The sequence below is a fragment of the Streptomyces sp. NPDC050145 genome (genome assembly GCF_044460245.1).
Lineage (GTDB): Bacteria > Actinomycetota > Actinomycetes > Streptomycetales > Streptomycetaceae > Streptomyces.
In genome coordinates this window covers 141224-161581 of sequence record NZ_JBITJS010000004.1, presented here as the reverse complement: position 1 = coordinate 161581, position 20358 = coordinate 141224, and the positions used below count along the sequence as shown (strand labels likewise).

The following is a 20358-nucleotide window of genomic DNA, read 5'->3' as shown; positions in this document are numbered from 1 at the left end:
GAAGATCACCGGCCCGCGTCGTGTCACCTCAGGGCCGGATGCTGCAGAACGCCGCTTCTGTGGTGTCCCCGTATTCGCGTGCGGGCATGCGCGACGCCGAACACCGAACTGCTTTTATATTCCGGTGAGTTGGGCTGCGCGCCCGGCGAGCCAGCCCAGCAGCAGCAGAACTGTCACCAAGGTGAATCCGGTCCACAGAGCCGTCTGCGCGGCGAAGGTCGCCCGCCACGGCATGGTCCGCCTGCGGGGCCCTTCCTCGGCCAGCGCGTCCCGGGTGGCGCGGGCCAGGTGATGCGCCGGCGTGTGCATGATCGAAGCGGTCCAGAAGGTCCTCACGGCATCCACCCCGCGGCGCACCAGTGCACGCCGCGGCGCCTTCGGGCGAGGTCGGGGGCCGACGGGCGTCACCTTGACCTGCCACCCCTCGGTGAAGGTGACGACGGTGCCCGTCCAAGGGTCCACCGCCATCGCTTCGGGCAGGGGCGGAAGCGACACGTGCAGGCGCTGTGCCATCTCCGGCAGGTCTCCCGACGCCAGCAGTACGAGTTTGGGCCCCGGCTGACTGCGGCGCGCCTCCTCGGCCTCCCACCACAGCCCGTCGCCCACGCCCAGTCGCAACACGATGAGCTGGGACAGCTCCATCAGCCGCTGAATCGTCGGCTGCCAGTCGTCGCGCGGCAGATAGAAGCGGGCGGCCCCCAGCCGCGGCAGCGACTCCCCCGGCACGCCCACCGCGATCACCGGGCCGATGGCGCCCAGCGCGGCGGTGAACTGCTCCTCCCTGGAGTGGAGCCTGGCAAAGAACGCCGAGTCGTCGACCCGGGCCGCGGTGGCGTCGTCGGCGAAGCTCCTCAGATAGAGGACCGGGCGACGGCCGTCCGCCAGCAGGGCCTCGCGGGCCCCCCGCGCCGAGCGAGGGCGCGTGTAGCGCAGAAGCAGCACTCCCGCGCCGACGGAGGCCAGGCCGCCGAACAGCAACAGCAGATAGTCCGTCGGCGGCATTTCACCCCCACGGCGCTGTGCCGTGCCCACGGCCAGGGCGCCTGCCGCGAGCAGGAGGTAGCCGACGGTGGTGGCCAGCAGGAACACCGGCCTTCGCCAGCGCGGCTGCCGTGCGGCGAACCGGTTCACGACCCCGACGACTTCCGCGGCACCGGCCCGGCGGCGGCGCCGCAGCCACAGCGCCGGGCCGATCAGGAGCGCGGCCGGCACGGCCCAGTACAGCGCTGTGGTGCGTGACGCATCGACGCGGCGGTCCAGTGCCACCTGGTCCCGGCGGACATCGGGCGCCAGCCCGGCGACCCGCTCACGGGCTCGGGGGACCTGGCCCCGCTCGACGCCGGCGGCGACGGCAGACGCTGTGGCACGGCTGGCTCCCGCCGGGGCGTTCTTCTTGAACCACGCCTCCACGGCGCGCACCTCCGCACGTGCGGACGCGTCGCCGCCGGCGTAACGGTCCACCGCGGCGGTGACCGCGGCGGCCTGCTCGGTGGCACCACGGAAGCGGTGCTCGTCCCGCAGGGCCAGGCCCGCGCTGATCGCCAGGTGCAGCGCCACATAGACGGTCACGATCGCAACCAGCCCGGTCAGCCGGGTCAATGTCCTTCCGAACGAAGACATGCGAACTCCCCCGAACCGCCGCCCTCACCAGACACACCCGACGACACGCACCCATTACGCGACCGAACCAGGCGCCACACAAGGCGAGTTCAGGTCCTTCCGCCGCCACCGCGCACACACCGACCTCGGTTCCCGGTGACCGATGCGAGCGTTTCCCCTCGCGCGAACTCGGGCACACCTTACGAGCCGTCAAGTCACTTGCTGTGTACGGAAGTTCGGAGTCCGAGCGGTGTGATTTGCGGGTCGCGGGCCGGGATCTCAGGGGGAACACATGGATGGTTCGACGTCCGGAATCATGGTGGTCGTCGTAGCGCTCTTCTACTTCATCCCGACGCTGGTGGCATTCGGACGGGGCGTCCGCAACGCAGGCTCCGTCCTCGTCATCAACCTCTTCCTCGGGTGGACACTCGTGGGCTGGGTCGTCGCGCTGGCGATGGCGGCCCGGTCCAACGACGGGGTGCCGCGCGGATAGCGGACACGGCGGATACGGCGGATACGGCGGATAGCGTCACGACGCCGGTTCGACCGGCAGCCACAGTTCGCAGGTCGCCGTCGTGAAGTCCGGGGAGCGGTCCAGGGTCGCCACGATCGACGGGCCAGGGCGCAGGCGCCACGGGTTCGAGGGGAACCAGTCCGTCGCCGTCGCCGCCCACATCGTCTGGAGGGACTCGGGGAAGGGGCCGCTGCTGCGGAAGACGGCCCAGGAGCCCGGCGGGAGTTCGATGGTGTCCAGGTCCTCGGGGACCGGGGTCCCGGCGGTGACGGCCACTCCGTGGAGGTAGGTCAGTTCCGTGCCCTCCGCGTCGTCCGGCTCCAGGCCGTCGGAGACGGAGAGCAGGCCCGCCGGTTCGGTGTCGCTCAAGGACTTCAGGCGGGGGTGGGTCTCCGGGGGCAGGGACGCGATGTGCTCCTGGATGTGCGGGTTGACGCCCTCGTGGATGAGCGGCACGCGGGCGGCGTGGCCGATCAGGCGGAAGGCGGGGCGGTCGGCGATACGGGTGTCCATGGGGGTGCTCCCTTCGACGGTCAGGCGGAACCTGAGCTGGGGTTGGGTGCGCAGGGGGCCTCCGTTGCGGCGTACGTCGCCGGGGCCGGCGCCGTGTACGGCGCGGAAGGCGCGGCCGAACGCCTCGGTGGAGCCGTATCCGTGGCGGACGGCGATGTCGAGCAGGTCGCCGCCGCCCCGGACGACGTCCGCCGCGGCCACGGTCATACGGCGGCGCCGCACGTACTCCGAGAGCGGCATCCCGGCCAGGGAGGAGAACATCCGGCGCAGGTGGTACTCGGTCGTGCCGTGGGACGACGCGAACGCGTCGATCTCCAGGTCGTCGCCCAAGTGCTGTTCCACCAGGTCGACCAGTTGGTTCAGTGCCGCGATCACGGGGCCTCCTTTGCGTGGTTCCCAGCCTGGCAGGAGGGCTGTGGGGCGCGCCTGATCGCCGTGGACCGGTTCGGTCGGACATCCCCGGGCGGCAAGGAGTGCCGCGCCGCTACCGTGCGGGGCATGGCGAACTTCGTACTGGTGGCAGGGGCGCGGCTCGGGGCGTGGGCGTGGGACGACGTCGTGCCGTATCTGCGGGCGGCGGACGGGGGCGGGCACGGGGTGTATCCGGTGACCCTGTCGGGGCTTGCCGAGCGGGCCGGCGGCGTGGTGTCCGTGGGGCGGCAGGGGCATGTGCGGGATGTCGTGGACTTCGTGGAGCGGGCCGGTCTACGGGATGTCGTGCTCGTGGGGCACAGCTATGCCGGGGTGCCGGTGGGACAGGCGGCCGGGCTGATCGGGGAGCGGCTGCGCCGGGTGGTGTTCGTGGACTCCAGCGTGCCGGTGGACGGGGAGCCGTTCGTCGCGGAGTGGCCGGACGGCGGGGCCGGGGTGCGGGCGTCGATCGCGGCGAACGGGGGCTGGTGGCCGTGCGCGCCCGCCGCGCACTTCGAGGGGCACGGGCTGAGCCCGGAGCAGATCGCGCGGATCGTCGCGGGGTCGACGCCGCATCCCGGTTCGACGCTGACCGAGCCGGCCGTCCTGACTCGACCGCTCGGTGAACTTCCGGCTACGTACATCCTGTGCGGGCTCGGCGGGGACGAACTCGAGAGCCCTGTCGCCGAGTTGGTGAAGGGCGAGCGGTGGCGGCTGGCGGAGCTCGACACCGGGCACTGGCCGATGTTCTCGCAGCCGCGGGAGCTGGCGGGCGTGCTCGTCGAGGCGGCGGGCGTCTCACCGGCCGGGCGGGAATGACCCAGGTGTGACGTGCGCGGTGGGCTGGTCCGGGTGGAGGCCGAGGCGGCGCAGAGCGGGCCCGCTGACGCGGAGGTCGTACCAGCCGCGCCAGTGCCCGCCGCCACCGTCGCCGATGGCGTCGGGGTCGGGTGCGCAGGCCAGGTCGACGCGGATCTCGGTCACCGGGTCGAACGGCATCCAGTCGATGCCACGGGCCCGCAGCCAGGCTCGGAGCGCGGCCATGGGGCCCGGGCTGCCCGGCAGGTTCTCGTACGCGATGATGGAGACCCAGTCGGCCGGGCCGCGCTTCATCGCCGATTCCGGACGCGCGGCACCGCCGGGCGCTGAATCAGCCAAGTGAGCCTCGCCTTCGGCTGGTTGACGTAGAGAACCCAGAGAATGGGTGGCTCAGAGGTCCAGTTCTCCGACCGCGTCGCCACCGCTCGTCTCCCCCGTGGGGCGGAACCCGAGACGGACGTAGAACTTCTCGGGGCCGGTCGGGCCCGGGTGCCAGGTGGTGGTGAGCCGGGTGCCACCGCGGCGCCGGATCTCGGCGGCGACCGCGTCGACCGCGAAACGGCCGTAGCCGCGCCCCTGTTCGGCGGCCGCGATGTTCAGGCGCCACAGGCCGGAGCGGATGTCGTCGCCGGAGCCGTCGGCCTTCCAGTCGATGTCGAAGAAGGCCATGAGGAAGCCGACGGGGCGGTCGTCGTCGACGATGAGGCGGGGCCAGGCGACGCCGGGGTGGACGTATGCCTCGGCGAGTGACTTCACGACGGGGGCCACGCGGTGTTCCTGGTCCGGGTGGACGCGGATGGCGAGGGCGGCGTCGAGGTTGGCGGGGGTGAGCTCTTCGAGGCGGGGCATGGGCGGAGCCTAGCCCCCCGAGTTTGGAGTGACGCAGGTCACATTCTTGGGCGGTCACACTCCTGGCGGGCGCTCCGTCATCCAGACGTAAGCAACCGGGAAAGCCCACTCGAGCAGCAGGAGATCGCCATGGAAGCTCGCCTCAACATCTTCGGCAACGCCATCGCCGCCAAGTTCGTCCGCCACATCAACTCGGCCGGCAAGGCCCTCGAGGCGGTGGAGCTGCCCAAGTTCACGGCCGACCTCATCCTGGTCCGCGTCAGCCAGATCAACGGGTGCGGATTCTGCCTCGACATGCACACCAAGGACGCCGCCGCCGCGGGCGAAAGCGCGCAGCGGCTGCACATGGTCGGCGCCTGGCGCGAGGCGAAGGTGTTCACCGACGCCGAGCGGGCCGCGCTCGAGCTGGCCGAGGCGGGGACGCGGATCGCCGACGCGGCGGGCGGGGTCTCCGACGAGGTGTGGGAGAACGCCGCCAAGCACTTCAACGAGGACCAGCTCGCGGCGCTCGTCTCGCTGATCGCCCTGATCAACACGTACAACCGGCTGAACGTCATCACGCAGCAGCCGGCGGGCGACTACCAGCCGGGCATGTTCGGCTGAACCACGCGAGCAGACCGGTCAGGGCGTTCCCGGCGGAGAGGTGAGCCGGGCGCCCAGGACCGGGGCGAGAGCGCGGGCGTAGGCGTCCGCGAGGTGGCCGTCGTCGCGGTAGACGAGGGTGTCGGCCACCAGGACCGGGCAGACGCGCGGCGCGCACACCCAGGGGCGCGGGTCGACGAGCGTGGCACCGGTGGCACGGGCGGCGGCGCGGACCGCGGCCGTCTTGCGCGGGTCCTTCGCCGCCCGCGCGGGGGTCGACGCGCAGCGGCCCAGGTCCAGCGGGTGGATGCTCGCGCAGTCCACCGCGTCCGACGCGGGCCAGGGCGTGTCCTGGAGGGCGACGACCCGGGCGCCGGTCGCCCGGAGCGCCCGGTAGGTGCGGGCGTAGCCGGCGGTCCACTGTGCGACGGGGCCCGCCGCGGCCGGGCGTACGGGGTCGCCCGACTCGGACGACGAGGCGATCACGAGGCGGGGGCGCAGGCGCGCGATGCGGTCCAGGGCGCGCGCCCGCCAGGTGTCGCAGGCGGTGTAGGGGCCGCCGCCGTTGACGATCGTGACGTCGGCGATCTTGCAGGAGGCCTTGGTGAGGGACACGAGCCGCCAGTGCCGTTCGTGCGCGAGCCGTTCGAGCGCCGGGAACCACTGGGCGGCGTGCGAGTCGCCGAAGAGGACGACGGTCGTGGCCGCGGCCGGGTCCCCGTACGCGCAGGGGCCGGGCACGGCGGTGACGCCGGGGTTCACGTGGCAGCCGTCGCGGTAGACGGCGGAGCGCCGGTCCTTGATGTGGGTGAGGGCGGGCGAGAGGTTCGCGGGGACGACCTCGTTCGGCGCGGCGAGGAGGTCGGCGAGGGCGGCCGCGGGGTCGGGGGCCGCGTCGAGGCGGGCGGCGAGCCGCGGGGCCGGGCGGCCGGAGTCGATCGCGGGCGGCACGAGGCCGGCGAGCAGCGCCACGGCGGCCGTGCCCGCGGTCAGGGCCGCGCCGAGTGTGAGCGCGCGGCGCGGCCGGTCGCGGAAGGCGGCGGCGAACCGGACCGGGTTCTCGACGAGCCGCAGCGTCAGCACGGCGAGCCCGAGCCCCAGCGCGCACACCGCGAGCCGCGCCGGCACCCCCGCGTCCGGACGGTCGAGCGCGACGGGCACGATGACGAGCAGCGGCCAGTGCCACAGGTACCAGCCGTACGAGACTCCGCCGATGCCCGTCAACAGCCTTCTGCGGAGCAGGAGTTCGGCCCCGAAGCGGGTCGGTACGGTGCCGCCGGCGAGGACCAGGACCGTGCCGGTGACCGGGACGAGGGCCGCGTACCCGGGGAACGGGGTCGCGTCGTCGAACACGAGCGCCGAGCCGACGATCGCGGCCAGGCCCGCCCAGGAGAGGAGCCCGGCGAGGGGTGCCGGCAGGCGGCGTACGGGGCGGGCGGAGAGGGCGAGGGCGAGCAGGGCGCCCGCGGCGAGCTCCCAGGCGCGGGTGTGCGTGCCGAAGTAGGCCCAGGAGGGCGCGGAACCGGTCGTGGCGATGCCGAGGGCGAGGGAGGCGGCGAGCACGACGGCGCCGGCGATCGCGGCGCCCGCGCGGACGGCACGGCCGGGGGCCCGCCCGGAGCGGGTGGCGGTCCGGACAGTGGCGTACACGGCCGCGAGCACCAGCGGCCACACCACGTAGAACTGCTCCTCCACCGCCAGTGACCAGAAGTGCTGGAACGGTGACGGCGGCGCCGTGGCCCGCAGATAGTCCGTGCCGGAGGCGGCGAGCCGCAGGTTCACGGCGTACAGGCCGCTCGCGACGGCGTCGCCCACGTACTCCGTGAAGCGCGCCTTGGAGAGGAAGAGGTACGCCCCGGCCAGCGTGGCGACCCCGACGAGCGTCGCGGCGGGCAGCAGGCGCAGGGCGCGGCGGGCGTAGAAACGGCGGATCGATATGCGGCCGTCGCGGTCGAGTTCGCGCACGAGCAGCGACGTGATCAGGAACCCGGAGATGACGAAGAAGACGTCGACGCCGACGTAGCCGCCGCCGAACTGCCGTACGCCGGCGTGCGCGAGGACGACGAGCCCGACGGCGACGGCGCGCAGCCCCTGGATGTCGGCGCGGCGACCGGGCGGTTCAGGGGCCGTCCCCGGCGGGGTGGACGGTCGGCGCGGTCCGGTGTGCGGCAGCGGGGGCGCTTGGGTCACGGCGGGTTCGTCTTCCTGAGGGGCCACGAGGTGCACGGGCCCCTGGGGAGACAGGGGCGCACTCAGGGGACGGCCCCCCGGTTCGAACAGTTGCGCCCACCGGGAGGAGTTCGCCAGGTCTCCGACCGCGGGGAAACCGGGGCTCACACGGAGTTGGCCCCGGGTTCACACGCGGCGGGCGAACCCGGGATCACACGAAGGCGGGCCCGGGTTCACACGCGGCGGGCGAACCCGGGATCACGCGAAGGCGGGCCCGGGTTCACACGCGGCGGCGATCAGGCTCCGGCGCGCCGGTCCACCAGGACGTACGACGCGGCGGCGACGGCCCCGGCCACACCGAACACCGCGGGCCAGGCGCCGACCTTCTTGGCCAGCGGGTGCGAACCGGCGAACGCGGCGACGTACGCGCCCGTCAGCGCGCCCGCGACCTTCCCGCCCCGCGCCTTCGTCCACTGCGTCGCGGCCGCGGCCCCGGCGACGGCCAGCACGGCGCCGCCCAGCGGACGCTTCTTCGTGAAGCGGGCGGTGGCGTAACCGCCGATCAGTCCGGCGGCGGCGATCGGAGCGGTGGGCAGGGAACGGGCCATGACTGGAGCCTCCTGGTCATACCGGGCAAGTCTGTTCGAAGAGGCTACGCCTCGACGGCCCGCACCACGTCACGGGCCGGGGATACGTGAGCACGCTCACGGCGCCGCGATCCGGGAACGGTCACGGGGCGCCCCTCCCCCGGAAGGTCGACCGGTACGCGGCCGGTGCCACCCCGAGCGCGAGCTGGAAGTGCCGGCGCAGCGAGGTCGCCGTGCCGAAGCCCGCCTCGGCCGCGACCCGGTCGACCGTGTGGTCGGTACGCTCCAGCAACTCCCGGGCCCGGTCGACCCGTTGACGGGTGAGCCAGGTCATCGGGGTCAGTCCCGTCTCCTCGCGGAAACGGCGGCTGTACGTACGGACCGACATCGCGTCCCGCGCCGCGAGCTGGGCGAGGGTGAGAGGTTCGGTCAGACGGCGCAGCGCCCAGGCGCGGGAGCCGGACGTCGAGGCGAGGCCCGGCTCCTCGACCGGGCGGCGGATGTACTGCGCCTGGCCGCCCTCCCGGTGCGGCGGCACCACCGAGCGGCGGGCCACGTCGGCGGCGACGCCCGCGCCGTGGTCGCGGCGGATCATGTGCAGGCACAGGTCGATACCGGCCGCCTCGCCCGCCGAGGTGAGAACCCGCCCCTCGTCGACGTAGAGGACATCGGCGTCCACGGTGACCTGCGGAAACGTACGGGCGAAACGGTCCGCCGAGAGCCAGTGCGTGGTCGCCCGGCGCCCGTCGAGCAGGCCGGAGGCGGCCAGCAGGAAGGAGCCGGTGCAGATGGAGGCGACCCGGCCCCGGGCGGCCGTCAGCGCCTCCCGCACCGACTCCTCGGGGCCCGCGTCCGGCGTCAGCGACTCGTCCGCCTCGTGCGAGGCAGGGACCAGCACCGTGTCGGCCGCCGCCACCGCCTCCAGGCCGTGTTCCGCGTGGATCGGGAAGTCGGCGTCGGTGCGGATCAGGCCGGGGCGGGGCGCACAGGTCGTGACCTCGTAGAGGCGCTCGCCGGTCGCCGGGTCGCGGGCGGCGCCGAACAGCTGGTGGACCAGGCCCAGTTCCATGGGCAGGACCCCGTCCCTGACCAGCACCGCCACCGAGGCGGGCCCGCGCGCTTCTCGTCCCGTCATGGCCGGATTCTTTCAGGTCGTGGCCATCTGGCCAGTCGTGCGGGAGTGCGGGCCGGGCGGAGGGTCGTACTCATGACGACGCACACGGGAACGGGAACGAGCAGCCCCGCGATCGCTCCGCGCCGCGACCGGAAGTGGGTGGTCGCCGCGGGCGCCGCGCTCGCGATCGTCGTCGCCGGGTCGTTCAGCACACTGGCCGGCCTGCTCGTCGGCCCGCTGCACGCGGAGCTCGGCTGGTCCCGCTCCGCGATCGGCCTGGGCACGCTGGTGAACATGGTCGTCTACGGGGCGACGGCGCCGTTCGCGGCCGCGCTGATGGACCGGATCGGGATGCGGCGCGTCGCGGTCGGCGCGCTGGTGCTGGTCGGCGCGGGCGCGCTGCTGACGACGGCCGCGCGGGCGCCCTGGCAGTTCGTCGCGGCGTGGGGCGTCCTGGTGGGGCTCGGCACGGGGGCGACGGCGACGACGTTCGCGGCGACCGTCACCGAGCGCTGGTTCGTGACGCGGCGCGGGCTCGTCGCCGGGCTGCTCACGGCAGCGAGCGTGGTGGGCCAGTTCGTGTTCCTGCCGCTGCTGTCGTGGGTGATCGACGGGTACGGGTGGCGGGCGGCCGCGTACGGGCTCGCCGGGGCGGCGACGGTCGCGGTGCCGCTGGTGGCCGCCGCCGTACGGGATCCGGCCTCGCCCCGGGCGGCCGGGGCTCGGTCCGTGCCGCTGCCGGCCGGCCTTCTGCGCAGCGGCCCGTTCTGGCTGCTCGCCGGGACGTTCGCGGTGTGCGGCGCCTCCACCAACGGCGTCATGTGGACCCACTTCGCGCCCGCCGCGCACGACCACGGCATGCCGACAACCGTCGCCGCCTCGCTCCTCTCCCTCGTCGGGATCTTCAACGTGGCCGGGACGGTCGCCTCCGGCTGGGCCACCGACCGGCTCGACCCGCGCCGGCTGCTCGCCGCGTACTACGCGCTGCGCGGCCTGACGCTGCTCGCGCTGCCGCTGCTGCTCGGGGCGGTGGTCGACGTACCGCTGTTCGCGTTCACCGTCGTCTTCGGGCTGCTCGACGTCGCGACGATCCCGCCAACCCTCGCGCTGTGCCGGGCGCACTTCGGGGAACGGGCACCGGTCGTGTTCGGCTGGGTCAGCGCCGCGCATCAGGTGGGCGCGGGTGCGGTGGCGTTCGCCGGGGGCGCGGTACGGGACGCCTTCGGCTCGTACGACCTCGTGTGGGTGGGGGTGGCGGGGCTGTGCGCGATGGCGGCGCTGGGGTCCGGGATAGCCTCGCGATCATGACGGACTGGATGCTGCGGGCGGCCACGGCCGACGACCTCGAACCCCTCGTGGAGCTGCGGGCCGTCGTGATGCGGGCGGATCTGGAACGGCTCGGGCGGTTCGACGCGCACCGGGTGCGGCAGCGGTTGCGGGACGCGTACGCGCCGGAGCACACCTGGGTCATCGAGGTGGGCGGGAAGCTCGCCGGTTGCGTGGCGCTGCGGCCCGCGCCGGACGCGCACTGGCTGGAACACTTCTTCCTCGCACCCGAGCTGCAAGGCGCCGGAATAGGCGGCGCCGTCGTCACCCACCTCCTCGATCACTGCGACGCAGCGCGCGTCCCGGTCCGCCTCAACGTCCTCCAGGGCAGCCCGGCCCGCCGCCTCTACGAACGCCTCGGCTTCATCACGGAGTCGGAGGACCCGGTGGACGTGTTCATGCTGCGCCCCCTCACCTGAACCGGCAGCGGGGGCGACTCCGTCGCGGGGCACGGGACGGCGTCCGATCAGCGACTCCGTCGCGGGGCTCGGCCAACAGGCCTCTGGGGCACGCGGCGCGTGTCTTCAGGAACGCGGGGCGGTGTCCATTCGGCGGCTCCGTCGCGGGGCGCGAGCAACGGCCCCCTGGGGCGCACGAAGCGTGCCTTCAGGGGCGCGGGGCCGTCCCCGATCAGCGGCTCCGTCGAGGGGCGCGAGCAACGGACCCTGGGGCACGCGGAGCGTGCCTTCCAGGGGCGCGGGGAACTGCGCGAGCAACCACGGCGGCGCAGCACCCGGCGACGACGTCCGACCCCTACGGCGGCAGCCCCGTAGCGGCCGCCCATCGAATCATGCACCCGGGACCGGGGCGCAGCCCGGGGCGGGGCGCCGGGCCGACGCCCCCGGAGGGGGCGGGTGGGTGGGAGAAGGGCTGAGGCCGGGGCCCGCCGGAGGCGCGGGGCCGCACCCCCGTCGCGGGGCGCGATCAGCCACGACAACAGGCCGCGCGGAGAACACCGCGAAACCCCCGGAGGGTCACGCTCCGAAAGCCTGGGAGAGCGTATAGATGAGCAGCCCCGCCAAAGAGCCGACCACCGTGCCGTTGATGCGGATGAACTGCAGGTCGCGGCCGATGTGGGCCTCGATCTTGCGGGAGGTGTGCTCGGCGTCCCAGCCGGCGACGGTGTCCGTGATCAGGGAGGTGATCTCGGCACGGTACGTCGTGACGACGTAGACGGCGGCGCCCTCGACCCACCCGTCGACCTTCGCCTGCACCTTCGGGTCGCTGGACATCCGCGCCCCCAGCGACAGCAGCGAGGCCCGCACGCGCAGCCGCAGCTCGCTGCGCTCGTCCTCGGCGGCGGCCACGATCATCTGGCGGACCGCGGACCAGGTGGAGGCGATCAGGTCCTGCACCTCGGAGCGGCCGATGACCTCGGACTTCAGGCGCTCGACGCGGGCCCGCGTGTCGGAGTCGGACTGGAGGTCGGCGGCGAAGTCGGTGAGGAAGCGGTCGACGGCGCCGCGCGCCGGATGCAGCGGCATGTCGCGCATCTCGGTGACGAAGCGGAGCAGCTCCTTGTAGACGCGCTCGCCGATCCGCTTGTCGACGAAGCGGGGCGTCCAGCCGGGCGCCCCGCCCTGCACCGCGTCCATCACCGAGTCCCCGTGCAGCACGAGCCAGTCGTGGGCCCGCGTGCACACCAGGTCGACGACCCGCTTGTGGCCGCCGTCCGCGACGACCTTCTCCAGCATCTTGCCGAGCCCGGGCGCGATCTCGGCGCTGTCGGCGCGGCGGGTGATGGCCTCGCCGACGACGGCCTGCACGTCCTGGTCGCGCAGCACGGTGAGCGCCCCGCGCAGCGCCGTGGCCAGTTCGGCGGTGACGCGGTCGGCGTGCTCGGGCTCGGCGAGCCAGGCGCCGAGCCGGGAGCCGATGCCGACGGCGCGCAGCCGGTCCCGTACGACGTCCGAGGACAGGAAGTTCTCCCCGACGAACTCGCCGAGCGAGACGCCCAGCTGGTCCTTCTTGCGGGGGATGATCGCGGTGTGCGGGATGGGGATGCCGAGCGGATGCTTGAACAGGGCGGTGACCGCGAACCAGTCGGCCAGCGCGCCGACCATGCCGGCCTCGGCGGCCGCCGCGACGTACCCGGCCCAGGAACCGGCACCGGAGTGCTCCGCCCAGGTGGCGAGCACGTAGATCACCGCGACGACGCCGAGCATCCCGGTGGCGAACGCCTTCATCCGGCGCACCCCGCGCCGCTTCTCCTCGTCGGCGGCGGTGAACTCGGCGCCGAAGCGGCGAGCGGGCCGGGACGCGGGCTCGGAAACCCCCGCCGCGGGGGACGCGGGCTCAGGAACCCCGGCCGCCGGGACGGATGACCGCAGCGCCGGCCGGGCATGCTGCCCCGTGTCACCGACGTCCGATCCGTCCGGTTTCTCCGACCCACTCATCGGTCACTCCAGCTCGCCGCGTCCGTCATATGTCATTCCGCTCACACATTGTCCCTACCTGACCTACTCCCGGAACGAACCACAAGTTCCCGGCGTCTCAAGGATCGGAGGGGGGCAGAGTCGGCCCCCTCGTCATCCGTCGCACCCCATGCCTCATCATGGGATGATCACATCGGAGCCTCGGGCTCCCCCTGCCCGAGGAGACACACACCGCATGACCAGGCGAAACGGTTATGCCCTGTTGGCGGCGCTGGTCGCGGTCGTCGTGCTGGTCTCGGGCGGCATCTACCTCGGGTTCTCCGGCCTGCTGCGCGGCAAGGACGACTCCCTGCGCGCGGGCGGCGCGCACCCGCGCAGTTCCGCCGCGCCCGCCTCCACCGGCACCTGGGCCGGCAGCTGGTCGGCGGCCCCGGCCGGCGCGGAACCGGGCACGGAGACGAACGGCTACTTCGGCCGCTCGATCCGCAACGTGATCCACACCAGCATCGGCGGCTCCAGCGCCCGCATCACGCTCTCCAACCTGTACGGGCAGCAGCCGCTCAGCGTCACCCACGCCTCCCTCGCCGTCGCCTCCGCGCCGAACAGCCCGACCGCGCTGGCCGGGACGCTGCGCCGGCTGACGTTCTCCGGGAACACGTCGGTGGTCATACCCGCCGGCCAGCAGGTGCTCAGCGACGCGGTGCGGCTGCGGGTGCCCTCCGACGCGGACCTGCTCGTCACGACGTACTCGCCGACGCCGTCCGGACCGGTCACGTACCACCCGCAGGCCCGGCAGATGTCCTACGTGGCGAACGGGGACCTCACCGAGGAGGAGAGCGGGGCGCGCTACACGGAGCAGAGCCCGTACTGGCGCTACCTCAGCGCGCTCGACGTGCTCAGCAACGAGGCGGAGGGCACCGTCGTCGTCCTCGGCGACTCGCTCACCGACGGCATCACGTCCACGGTGGGGGCGAACCGGCGCTGGACCGACATCCTCGCCGAGCGGCTGCGCAGCGAGCCGGGGGCGCCGCGCTACGGCGTCCTCAACCAGGGCATCAGCGGGAACCGGCTGCTGTCCGACGGCTACGGCCGGCCGGCCGGGAACCCGAGCGGGCTCGCGCGCTACGACCGGGACGTGCTCGGGCGGGCCGGGGTGCGGGCCGTCGTCGTCGACCTCGGGATCAACGACATCCTGCGCAACCCGCACCAGACGGACGCCACCCGCATCGCGGACGGGCTGCGGGAGCTGGTGCGCCAGGCGCACACGCGGGGGCTGCGGGTCGTCGGGGCGACCCTCATGCCGTTCCAGGGACACCGGGGCTACGAGCCGCGCCTCGAAGCCGTACGGGAAGAAGTCAACGCGGATATCCGCTCCGGGAAGATCTTCGACAGCTACGTCGACTTCGACCGGGCCCTGCGGGATCCGTACAACCCGCGCCGGCTGCTGGCGGAGTACGACTCGGGCGATCACCTGCACCCCAGCGACGCGGGTTACCGCAAGATGGCCGAGTCCTTCGATCCCGCCACCCTGACCCCCACCCGAGGCGCCGAACTCTGACCACCCCGGCGCGGGGTGCCCCCGCGCTCCGGGTCAGTCGTCGTGGTGGCGTCGGCGTCGGTCCACGTGCTGGTCGTGGATGCGCAGATGCCGGTCCTCCAGCTCCCGCCGCCGCTCGTCCCGCCGCTCCACCTTCTCGCGCCGCCGCTGGTCCTTGAGCCGCAACCGCTCCTCCCGGGGGAGCTTCCGCTCGACCCCGACGCCGCCCATCAGGGCGAAGCCGCGGACGACGACCCGGGGCGAACCCGGCGTGCCGGTGCCCGTGGCCCGGTCGTCGACGCCGCCCATGATGCCGAAGCCCTTCACCGTGACGTCGAGCTCCGGCGGCACCTTCACATGGATCCCGCCCATGATCGTGAAGCAGCGGATCTCGACGTCCCGCGCCGCGAAGTTCGCCTCGCGCAGATCGATCTCCCCGCCGCCCCACATGGCGAAGGCCGTGAACCGCTCCCCCACCGTCCAGCGCCCCTTGCGGCCGAACCCGCTCCAGAACGCGAACGCCCCGCTCGACGTCGCCTGCCCACCGGTCCGCGCCGCCCAGTCGACGGCCCCCTCCGCGACCGGCGCCTTCACCAGGTCCACCGGCGCGGTACTGCCCGCCGCCGGCAGATCCCGGGTCAGCGGCGCCAGCTCCCCGTACGTACGCGCCGCGTACGTCGCCTCGAGCCGCTCCTCGAACTCCCCCATGTCGAGCCGCCCCTCGGCGAGCGCGTCCCGCAGCCGCTCGGCGACCTTCTCGCGGTCGGCGTCGGAGGCCCGCAGTTCGGGGAGGTGCGATGCATCGTCGGTCATGACAGCCAGCCTACGGGCGGGAGGTGACGGCGGAGGGATCTCGCGCGTACATCCGTGCGATCACGCTCTCGATGTCCGGCTCCCGTACCGACAGGTCCGCCAGCGGATACCGTTCGGCGATCCGCGCGACCAGCGGCGCCGCCGACTGCCCGGCCGGGAACGCCAGCCACTGCCGCGCCCCCTCCACCTTCACCACCCGCGCCGACTCGACCTCCAGCGGCGGTAGTTCACGCTCGAGGTCGACCACCAGCGTGCGCTCCGCCGCCGCCCCGTCACCCACCGCGTGCAGCCCCTTCAGCTCCCCGTCGTACACGAGCCGCCCGTGGTCGATGACCATCACGCGCCGGCACAGCTGCTCGATGTCGGTCAGATCGTGCGTGGTCAGCAGCACCGTCGTGCCCCGCTCACGGTTCAAGTCCCGCAGAAATCCGCGGACTTTGACCTTGGAGACGACGTCCAGGCCGATCGTCGGCTCGTCCAGGTACAGCACCTCGGGGTCATGCAGGAGCGCCGCCGCGATGTCGCCGCGCATCCGCTGCCCGAGCGACAGCTGCCGCACCGGCGTCTCCAACAGGCCGCCCAGCTCGAGGAGTTCGACACAGCGGTCGAGGTTCTCCGCGTACCGGCGCTCCTCGATCCGGTACATGCGGCGCATCAGCCGGTACGAGTCGATGAGCGGCAGGTCCCACCACAGGGTGGTGCGCTGGCCGAAGACGACGCCGATGCGGTGGGCGAGCCGGGAGCGCTCGCGGGCGGGCTCGATGCCGGCGACCCGGATCCGTCCCGCGCTCGGCGTCAGGATGCCGGTCAGCATCTTGATCGTGGTCGACTTCCCGGCCCCGTTCGGCCCGATGTAGCCGACCATCTCGCCGCGCGGCACGGTGAAGCTCAGCGTGTCCACGGCCCGCACCCGGTGCCGCTCGCGCCGCAGCAGCCCGGCCCTGCGCCGTACGTCGAAGACCTTCTCGACCCCGTCCACCTCGATGAAACCCGGCTCGCCCGGTTCGCCTGGTTCGCCCATGGCCCGTCCTCAACTCCCCGTACTGCGATAGGCGCGCAGCGCGGCCCGCCACGCGAGTCCCGCCGCCGCGAGGCAGCAGGCGGCCACGAGCGGCGGCGCGAACGCTACGGCGCGCGGCAGGTCCAGCGGATAGGGCCGGCCCAGGATGTAGAGCGCGGGCAGCCAGTTCACGAAGGCCAGCGGCAGCACGAAGGTGACCCCGCGGAGCAGGCCGTCGCCGAAGACGGTCGGCGGATACTGGAGCATCGCGTTGCCGCCGAACGTCGCCGCGTTCTGCACCTCGGCCGCGTCCTGCGCCACGATCTGGAACGCGGCCCCCGCCATGAACACGGCCACGAAGATCCCGGCCCCGCTGACCAGCAGCACCGGCACCAGCAGCACCTTCACCGGCGTCCACGCCACGTCGAGCACCGTCACGGACCAGCCGAGCACGACCAGCCCCTGGACGAGCCGGCCGACCCGGCGCAGCGCGAACCGGTCGGCGGCGACCTGTGCAAGCACCGGCGCGGGCCGCACCAGGAACGCGTCGAGCGTCCCGTCCCGCACCCGCGTCCCGAGCCGGCCCAGGGAGCCCGCGAACAGGTCGGCGAGCCCGAAGGCGGTGCCGGCCGTGCCGTAGAGGAAGGCGATCTCGGCGAGGCCGTAGCCGCCGAGCCGGTCGACCTGCGAGAACATCAGCAGGATCCCGACGAAGTCCAGGGCCGTCAGCGCGCAGTTGCCGAACAGCGTCATCACGAACGAGGCCCGGTAGGCCAGCGTGGAGCGGATCCACATCGCGCTGACCATCCCGAAGGCCCGTACGCCTTCCGCGGCGGCCGTCCGCGTACGGTCAGCCACCCTGCACCACCACCCGCCGCGTCGCCACACCCTGCAACAGCCGCCCCGCGCCGAGGAGCACGACCGCCCACGCCGCCTGGAACAACCAGCCGCCGGCCACGGACCCCGTGCCCATCAGCACGTCCGCGGGCACCTGGAGCAGCGCCGAGAACGGCAGCACCCGCGCCACGTCGCCGAACGCGCCCGGGAACACGTTCAGCGGCAGCAGCATCCCGCAGAAGAACGTGGCGCTGATCCCGTACATCTGCGCAACGCCGTTCGCCTCCATGAGCCAGAACGCCGACAGCGCCACGAGATAGCGCAGCGCGAAGCTGACGAGCAGGCCGAGCAGCACCGAGATCAGGAACGCGAGCCAGCGCGCGGGACTCGTGGGCAGCGCGAGGTCGAAGACCAGCGCCCCGACGGCCATCGGCACCACCCCGCGCCCCAGCAGCTGGAAGACCGACCGCCCCAGGTCCTGCGCCAGCCACCAGCCCTGCAGATCCACCGGCCGGTACAGGTCGACGGCCACGTCCCCGCTGCGGATCCGGTCGGCGAGCTCGGCCTCGAAACCGCTCGGGATGCCGAGCATCATCACCGCGTACAGCGCCTGCCCGATCCAGACGAAGGTGAGCGCCTGCGCCTGGTCGTAGCCGCCCAGACGCGGCCGCTCGTCCCACAGCGCCACGTACGTGCACGCGATGATCAGGCCGAACACCGTGTTGGTGAAGATGCCCGCGACGGTTGCCCGCCGGTAGGTCGCGTAGCGCCGGAAGGCTCCGCCGGCCACCGCCCCGTACAGCCGCACTGCTCCCACCGCACCTCCCCCGATTCCGGCCGAAGCGCAGGAGCCTAACCGCCGTGCGCGACGCCTTCCACCCCTTTTTCGGCACGATGCCCGTATTTGCAGGGTGATGTAGGAGGCTTATGTGTCATACGAGGCGTACGTGACGTACGACGCGAACCAGGAGTTCCACAGGACATGAGCAGCGACGAGCGGCCCCAGACGCCCGAACAGGCCCAGCAGGGCACGCAGGGGAACAAGGGGGAGCAGGGCAGGAAGGGCAGGAAGCCCAAGAGGCCCCGGCGCACCGGCTGGCGGCGCCTCGTCCCGACCTGGCGCATGCTGCTCGGCACCCTCCTCGGCTTCCTCCTCCTGTGCGCCGGCCTGTTCGCCCTCGGCTACGCCCTCGTCGACATCCCCGCCGCCAACTCCGCGGCCACCGCCCAGTCCAACGTCTACCTGTACGCCGACGGCACGCCCATCGCCCGCGACGGCGAGGTCAACCGGGAGAACGTCCGGCTCGCCCAGATCCCCAAGACCGTCCAGCACACGGTGCTCGCCGCCGAGGACCGCGACTTCTACTCCGAGTCCGCCATCGACCCCAAGGCGATGCTGCGTGCCGCCTGGAACACCGTCACCGGCAAGGGCAAGCAGTCCGGTTCGACGATCACCCAGCAGTACGTCAAGAACTACTACCTCGGCCAGGAACAGACGATCTCGCGCAAGGTGAAGGAGTTCTTCATCTCCATCAAGCTGGACCGCGAGGCGAGCAAGGACGAGATCCTCGAGGGCTACCTCAACACCAGCTACTTCGGCCGCAACGCGTACGGCATCCAGGCCGCCGCCCAGGCCTACTACGGCGTCGACGTCCAGCAGCTGACCACCGCTCAGGGCGCCTATCTGGCCGCCCTGTTGAACGCGCCCAGCGCCTACGACGTCGTCGCCCACCCCGAGAACAAGGGCAGGGCCGTCGCCCGCTGGAACTACGTCCTCGACGGCATGGTCAAGGAGAAGTGGCTCGATCCCGCCACCCGCGCGAAGACGACCTTCCCCATGCCGGACGAGGCCCACAACAGTCAGGCCGGACTGTCCGGGCAGCGAGGCTACATCCGCGACGCCGTCCGCGACTACATCGTCGACCACAAGATCATCGACGAGGACACCCTCGCCACCGGCGGCTTCCGCATCACCACCACCCTGCAGCACAAGAAGCAGGACGCGTTCGTCGCCGCCGTCGAGAAGCAGCTCATGTCGAAGATCGACAAGAAGGGCCGCGCCGCCGACCGCAACGTCCGCGCGGGCGGCGCCTCCATCGACCCGCGCACCGGCAAGGTCCTCGCCATGTACGGCGGCATCGACTACACGCAGCAGTACGTCAACAACGCCACCCGCCGCGACTACCAGGTCGGCTCCACCTTCAAGCCGTTCGTCTTCACCAGCGCCGTCGAACACGGCTCGACGACCGACGACGGCCGCGTCATCACCCCGAACACGGTCTACGACGGCACCAACGCCCGCCCCGTCCAGGGCTGGGACGGCGGCTACTACGCCCCCGAGAACGAGGACGAGATCTCCTACGGGCCCCTCACCGTCCGCGAGGCCACCGACAAGTCCGTCAACGCGGTCTACGCGCAGATGGCCGTCGACGTCGGCTCCGACAAGGTGAAGCAGACCGCGATCGACCTCGGACTCCCCGCCACCACCCCCGACCTGACGGCCTCCCCCTCCATCGCACTCGGCCCCGCCACCGCCAGCGTCCTCGACATGACCGAGGCCTACGCGACCCTCGCCAACCACGGGCGGCACGGCACGTACACGCTGCTCGCCGGGCTCAGCAAGGACGGGCAGAAGATCGGCCTGCCCGCGCAGGAGACCAGCCGGGCCGTCAGCCGCGAGTCCGCCGACACGACCACCGCGATCCTGCAGTCCGTCGTCGAGGACGGCACCGGCATCGCCGCGCAGGCCGCGGGCCGCCCCGCCGCCGGCAAGACCGGCACCGCGGAAGAGGACACGGCGGCCTGGTTCGCGGGCTACACCCCGGACCTCGCCACCGTCGTCGCCGTGATGGGCCAGGACCCGGACACCGCCGCGCACACCCCGCTGTACGGGGCGGCGGGGCTGCCGCGCATCAACGGCGGCGGGTTCCCGGCGCAGATCTGGGCCCAGTACACCCGCAAGGCGCTGGCCGGCACCCCGGCCCGCGACTTCGACCTCGAACTGGAGGAGGGCGCCGAGGAACCGCCCCCGCCCCCCGCCCCGGAAACCCACGAGCCCTCCGGCACCGCTTCCCCCACCACCACCCGCAAGCCCAACCAGTCCGGCTCCCCGACCCCCACCGGCCCCGCGTCCCCCGCCCCCGACTCCGACTCCCCGACGACCACACCCCCAGGAGCCGACCGCCCGGGAGGCCGCCCCGGCGGCACGACTGGCGGCGAGGAGGACAACGTCCTCAACAACCTGACCCCCACATCCCCCCGCCGCTCCCCTCAAGCAGCCCACCACTGAGCCCCGGACCACACAGCCCTTGGG

The 20358-nt window shown here is 73.0% G+C and carries 19 protein-coding genes; 7 read left to right on the top strand and 12 right to left on the bottom strand.

From position 1 onward, the window contains the following. Nucleotides 1–114 precede the first annotated feature (114 nt). Nucleotides 115–1620 (bottom strand): transferase, encoded by a 1506-nt coding sequence (locus ACIBTU_RS10055; RefSeq protein ID WP_399125511.1) that lies wholly within the window; start codon nt 1618–1620, stop codon nt 115–117. Between the two features lie 271 nt (nt 1621–1891). Here ACIBTU_RS10055 and ACIBTU_RS10050 point away from each other — a divergent pair, with 271 nt between their 5' ends. Next, a complete protein-coding gene (locus ACIBTU_RS10050; RefSeq protein ID WP_399125510.1) occupies nt 1892–2092 on the top strand; it encodes a superinfection immunity protein in 201 nt (66 codons plus the stop codon). A gap of 36 nt (nt 2093–2128) precedes the next feature. Here ACIBTU_RS10050 and ACIBTU_RS10045 read toward each other — a convergent pair whose 3' ends face one another. Continuing rightward, entirely contained in the window at nt 2129–3001 is an 873-nt protein-coding gene (locus ACIBTU_RS10045; RefSeq protein WP_399125509.1) for a GyrI-like domain-containing protein, read from the bottom strand. Between the two features lie 123 nt (nt 3002–3124). Between ACIBTU_RS10045 and ACIBTU_RS10040 the strand changes: the two genes are divergently transcribed. Beyond that, nucleotides 3125–3856: an alpha/beta fold hydrolase gene (locus tag ACIBTU_RS10040; RefSeq protein WP_399125508.1), complete on the top strand. Its 732-nt coding sequence runs from the start codon at nt 3125–3127 to the stop codon at nt 3854–3856. Here the strand turns inward: ACIBTU_RS10040 and ACIBTU_RS10035 are convergent. Continuing rightward, entirely contained in the window at nt 3836–4195 is a 360-nt protein-coding gene (locus ACIBTU_RS10035) for a hypothetical protein (protein WP_399125507.1), read from the bottom strand. The two genes, ACIBTU_RS10040 and ACIBTU_RS10035, sit on opposite strands and share 21 nt — an antisense overlap. Nucleotides 4196–4246: 51 nt before the next feature. Further along, nucleotides 4247–4705: a GNAT family N-acetyltransferase gene (locus ACIBTU_RS10030; protein ID WP_399125506.1), complete on the bottom strand. Its 459-nt coding sequence runs from the start codon at nt 4703–4705 to the stop codon at nt 4247–4249. Nucleotides 4706–4834: 129 nt separating this feature from the next. Between ACIBTU_RS10030 and ACIBTU_RS10025 the strand changes: the two genes are divergently transcribed. Then, nucleotides 4835–5308 carry a carboxymuconolactone decarboxylase family protein gene (locus ACIBTU_RS10025; protein ID WP_399125505.1) on the top strand — a complete coding sequence of 158 codons (474 nt, stop codon included), beginning with the start codon at nt 4835–4837 and terminating at the stop codon, nt 5306–5308. A gap of 18 nt (nt 5309–5326) precedes the next feature. Here the strand turns inward: ACIBTU_RS10025 and ACIBTU_RS10020 are convergent, their stop codons facing one another. The 3 genes from ACIBTU_RS10020 to ACIBTU_RS10010 form a co-directional block, all read right to left on the bottom strand. After that, nucleotides 5327–7477, bottom strand: a complete 2151-nt coding sequence (locus tag ACIBTU_RS10020) for an acyltransferase family protein (RefSeq protein ID WP_399125504.1) — start codon at nt 7475–7477, stop codon at nt 5327–5329. Nucleotides 7478–7752: 275 nt separating this feature from the next. After that, entirely contained in the window at nt 7753–8064 is a 312-nt protein-coding gene (locus tag ACIBTU_RS10015; RefSeq protein ID WP_188338670.1) for a hypothetical protein, read from the bottom strand. Nucleotides 8065–8185: 121 nt separating this feature from the next. After that, nucleotides 8186–9178, bottom strand: a complete 993-nt coding sequence (locus ACIBTU_RS10010) for a GlxA family transcriptional regulator (RefSeq protein WP_399125503.1) — start codon at nt 9176–9178, stop codon at nt 8186–8188. Nucleotides 9179–9250: 72 nt separating this feature from the next. Here ACIBTU_RS10010 and ACIBTU_RS10005 point away from each other — a divergent pair, with 72 nt between their 5' ends. Together ACIBTU_RS10005 and ACIBTU_RS10000 are read left to right on the top strand one after the other, a co-directional pair. Then, nucleotides 9251–10465, top strand: a complete 1215-nt coding sequence (locus tag ACIBTU_RS10005; protein ID WP_399125502.1) for an MFS transporter — start codon at nt 9251–9253, stop codon at nt 10463–10465. Next, nucleotides 10462–10902 (top strand): GNAT family N-acetyltransferase, encoded by a 441-nt coding sequence (locus tag ACIBTU_RS10000; RefSeq protein WP_399125501.1) that lies wholly within the window; start codon nt 10462–10464, stop codon nt 10900–10902. Before ACIBTU_RS10005 ends, ACIBTU_RS10000 begins: the two co-directional genes overlap by 4 nt. 555 nt (nt 10903–11457) lie before the next feature. Here the strand turns inward: ACIBTU_RS10000 and ACIBTU_RS09995 are convergent. Next, nucleotides 11458–12669, bottom strand: a complete 1212-nt coding sequence (locus ACIBTU_RS09995) for a DUF445 domain-containing protein (RefSeq protein ID WP_399125791.1) — start codon at nt 12667–12669, stop codon at nt 11458–11460. A 424-nt stretch (nt 12670–13093) separates the two neighbouring features. Here ACIBTU_RS09995 and ACIBTU_RS09990 point away from each other — a divergent pair, with 424 nt between their 5' ends. Further along, a complete protein-coding gene (locus ACIBTU_RS09990; RefSeq protein ID WP_399125500.1) occupies nt 13094–14416 on the top strand; it encodes an SGNH/GDSL hydrolase family protein in 1323 nt (440 codons plus the stop codon). Nucleotides 14417–14449: 33 nt separating this feature from the next. Here ACIBTU_RS09990 and ACIBTU_RS09985 read toward each other — a convergent pair whose 3' ends face one another. The 4 genes from ACIBTU_RS09985 to ACIBTU_RS09970 are packed head-to-tail and all read right to left on the bottom strand — an operon-like array spanning nt 14450 to nt 17853. Continuing rightward, nucleotides 14450–15208 (bottom strand): DUF1707 domain-containing protein, encoded by a 759-nt coding sequence (locus tag ACIBTU_RS09985; protein WP_399125499.1) that lies wholly within the window; start codon nt 15206–15208, stop codon nt 14450–14452. A 10-nt stretch (nt 15209–15218) separates the two neighbouring features. Further along, the gene (locus ACIBTU_RS09980; protein WP_399125498.1) at nt 15219–16229 is read right to left on the bottom strand and encodes an ATP-binding cassette domain-containing protein; all 1011 of its coding nucleotides are present in this window, start codon (nt 16227–16229) and stop codon (nt 15219–15221) included. 9 nt (nt 16230–16238) lie between these two features. After that, on the bottom strand, nt 16239–17015 hold the full coding sequence (locus ACIBTU_RS09975; RefSeq protein ID WP_399125790.1) for an ABC transporter permease: 777 nt from the start codon (nt 17013–17015) through the stop codon (nt 16239–16241). 43 nt (nt 17016–17058) lie between these two features. Then, a complete protein-coding gene (locus ACIBTU_RS09970) occupies nt 17059–17853 on the bottom strand; it encodes an ABC transporter permease (protein WP_399125789.1) in 795 nt (264 codons plus the stop codon). Between the two features lie 174 nt (nt 17854–18027). Here ACIBTU_RS09970 and ACIBTU_RS09965 point away from each other — a divergent pair, with 174 nt between their 5' ends. Further along, complete coding sequence (locus tag ACIBTU_RS09965) at nt 18028–20334, top strand: transglycosylase domain-containing protein (protein WP_399125497.1); 2307 nt, start codon at nt 18028–18030, stop codon at nt 20332–20334. The last annotated feature ends 24 nt before the right edge of the window (nt 20335–20358 follow it).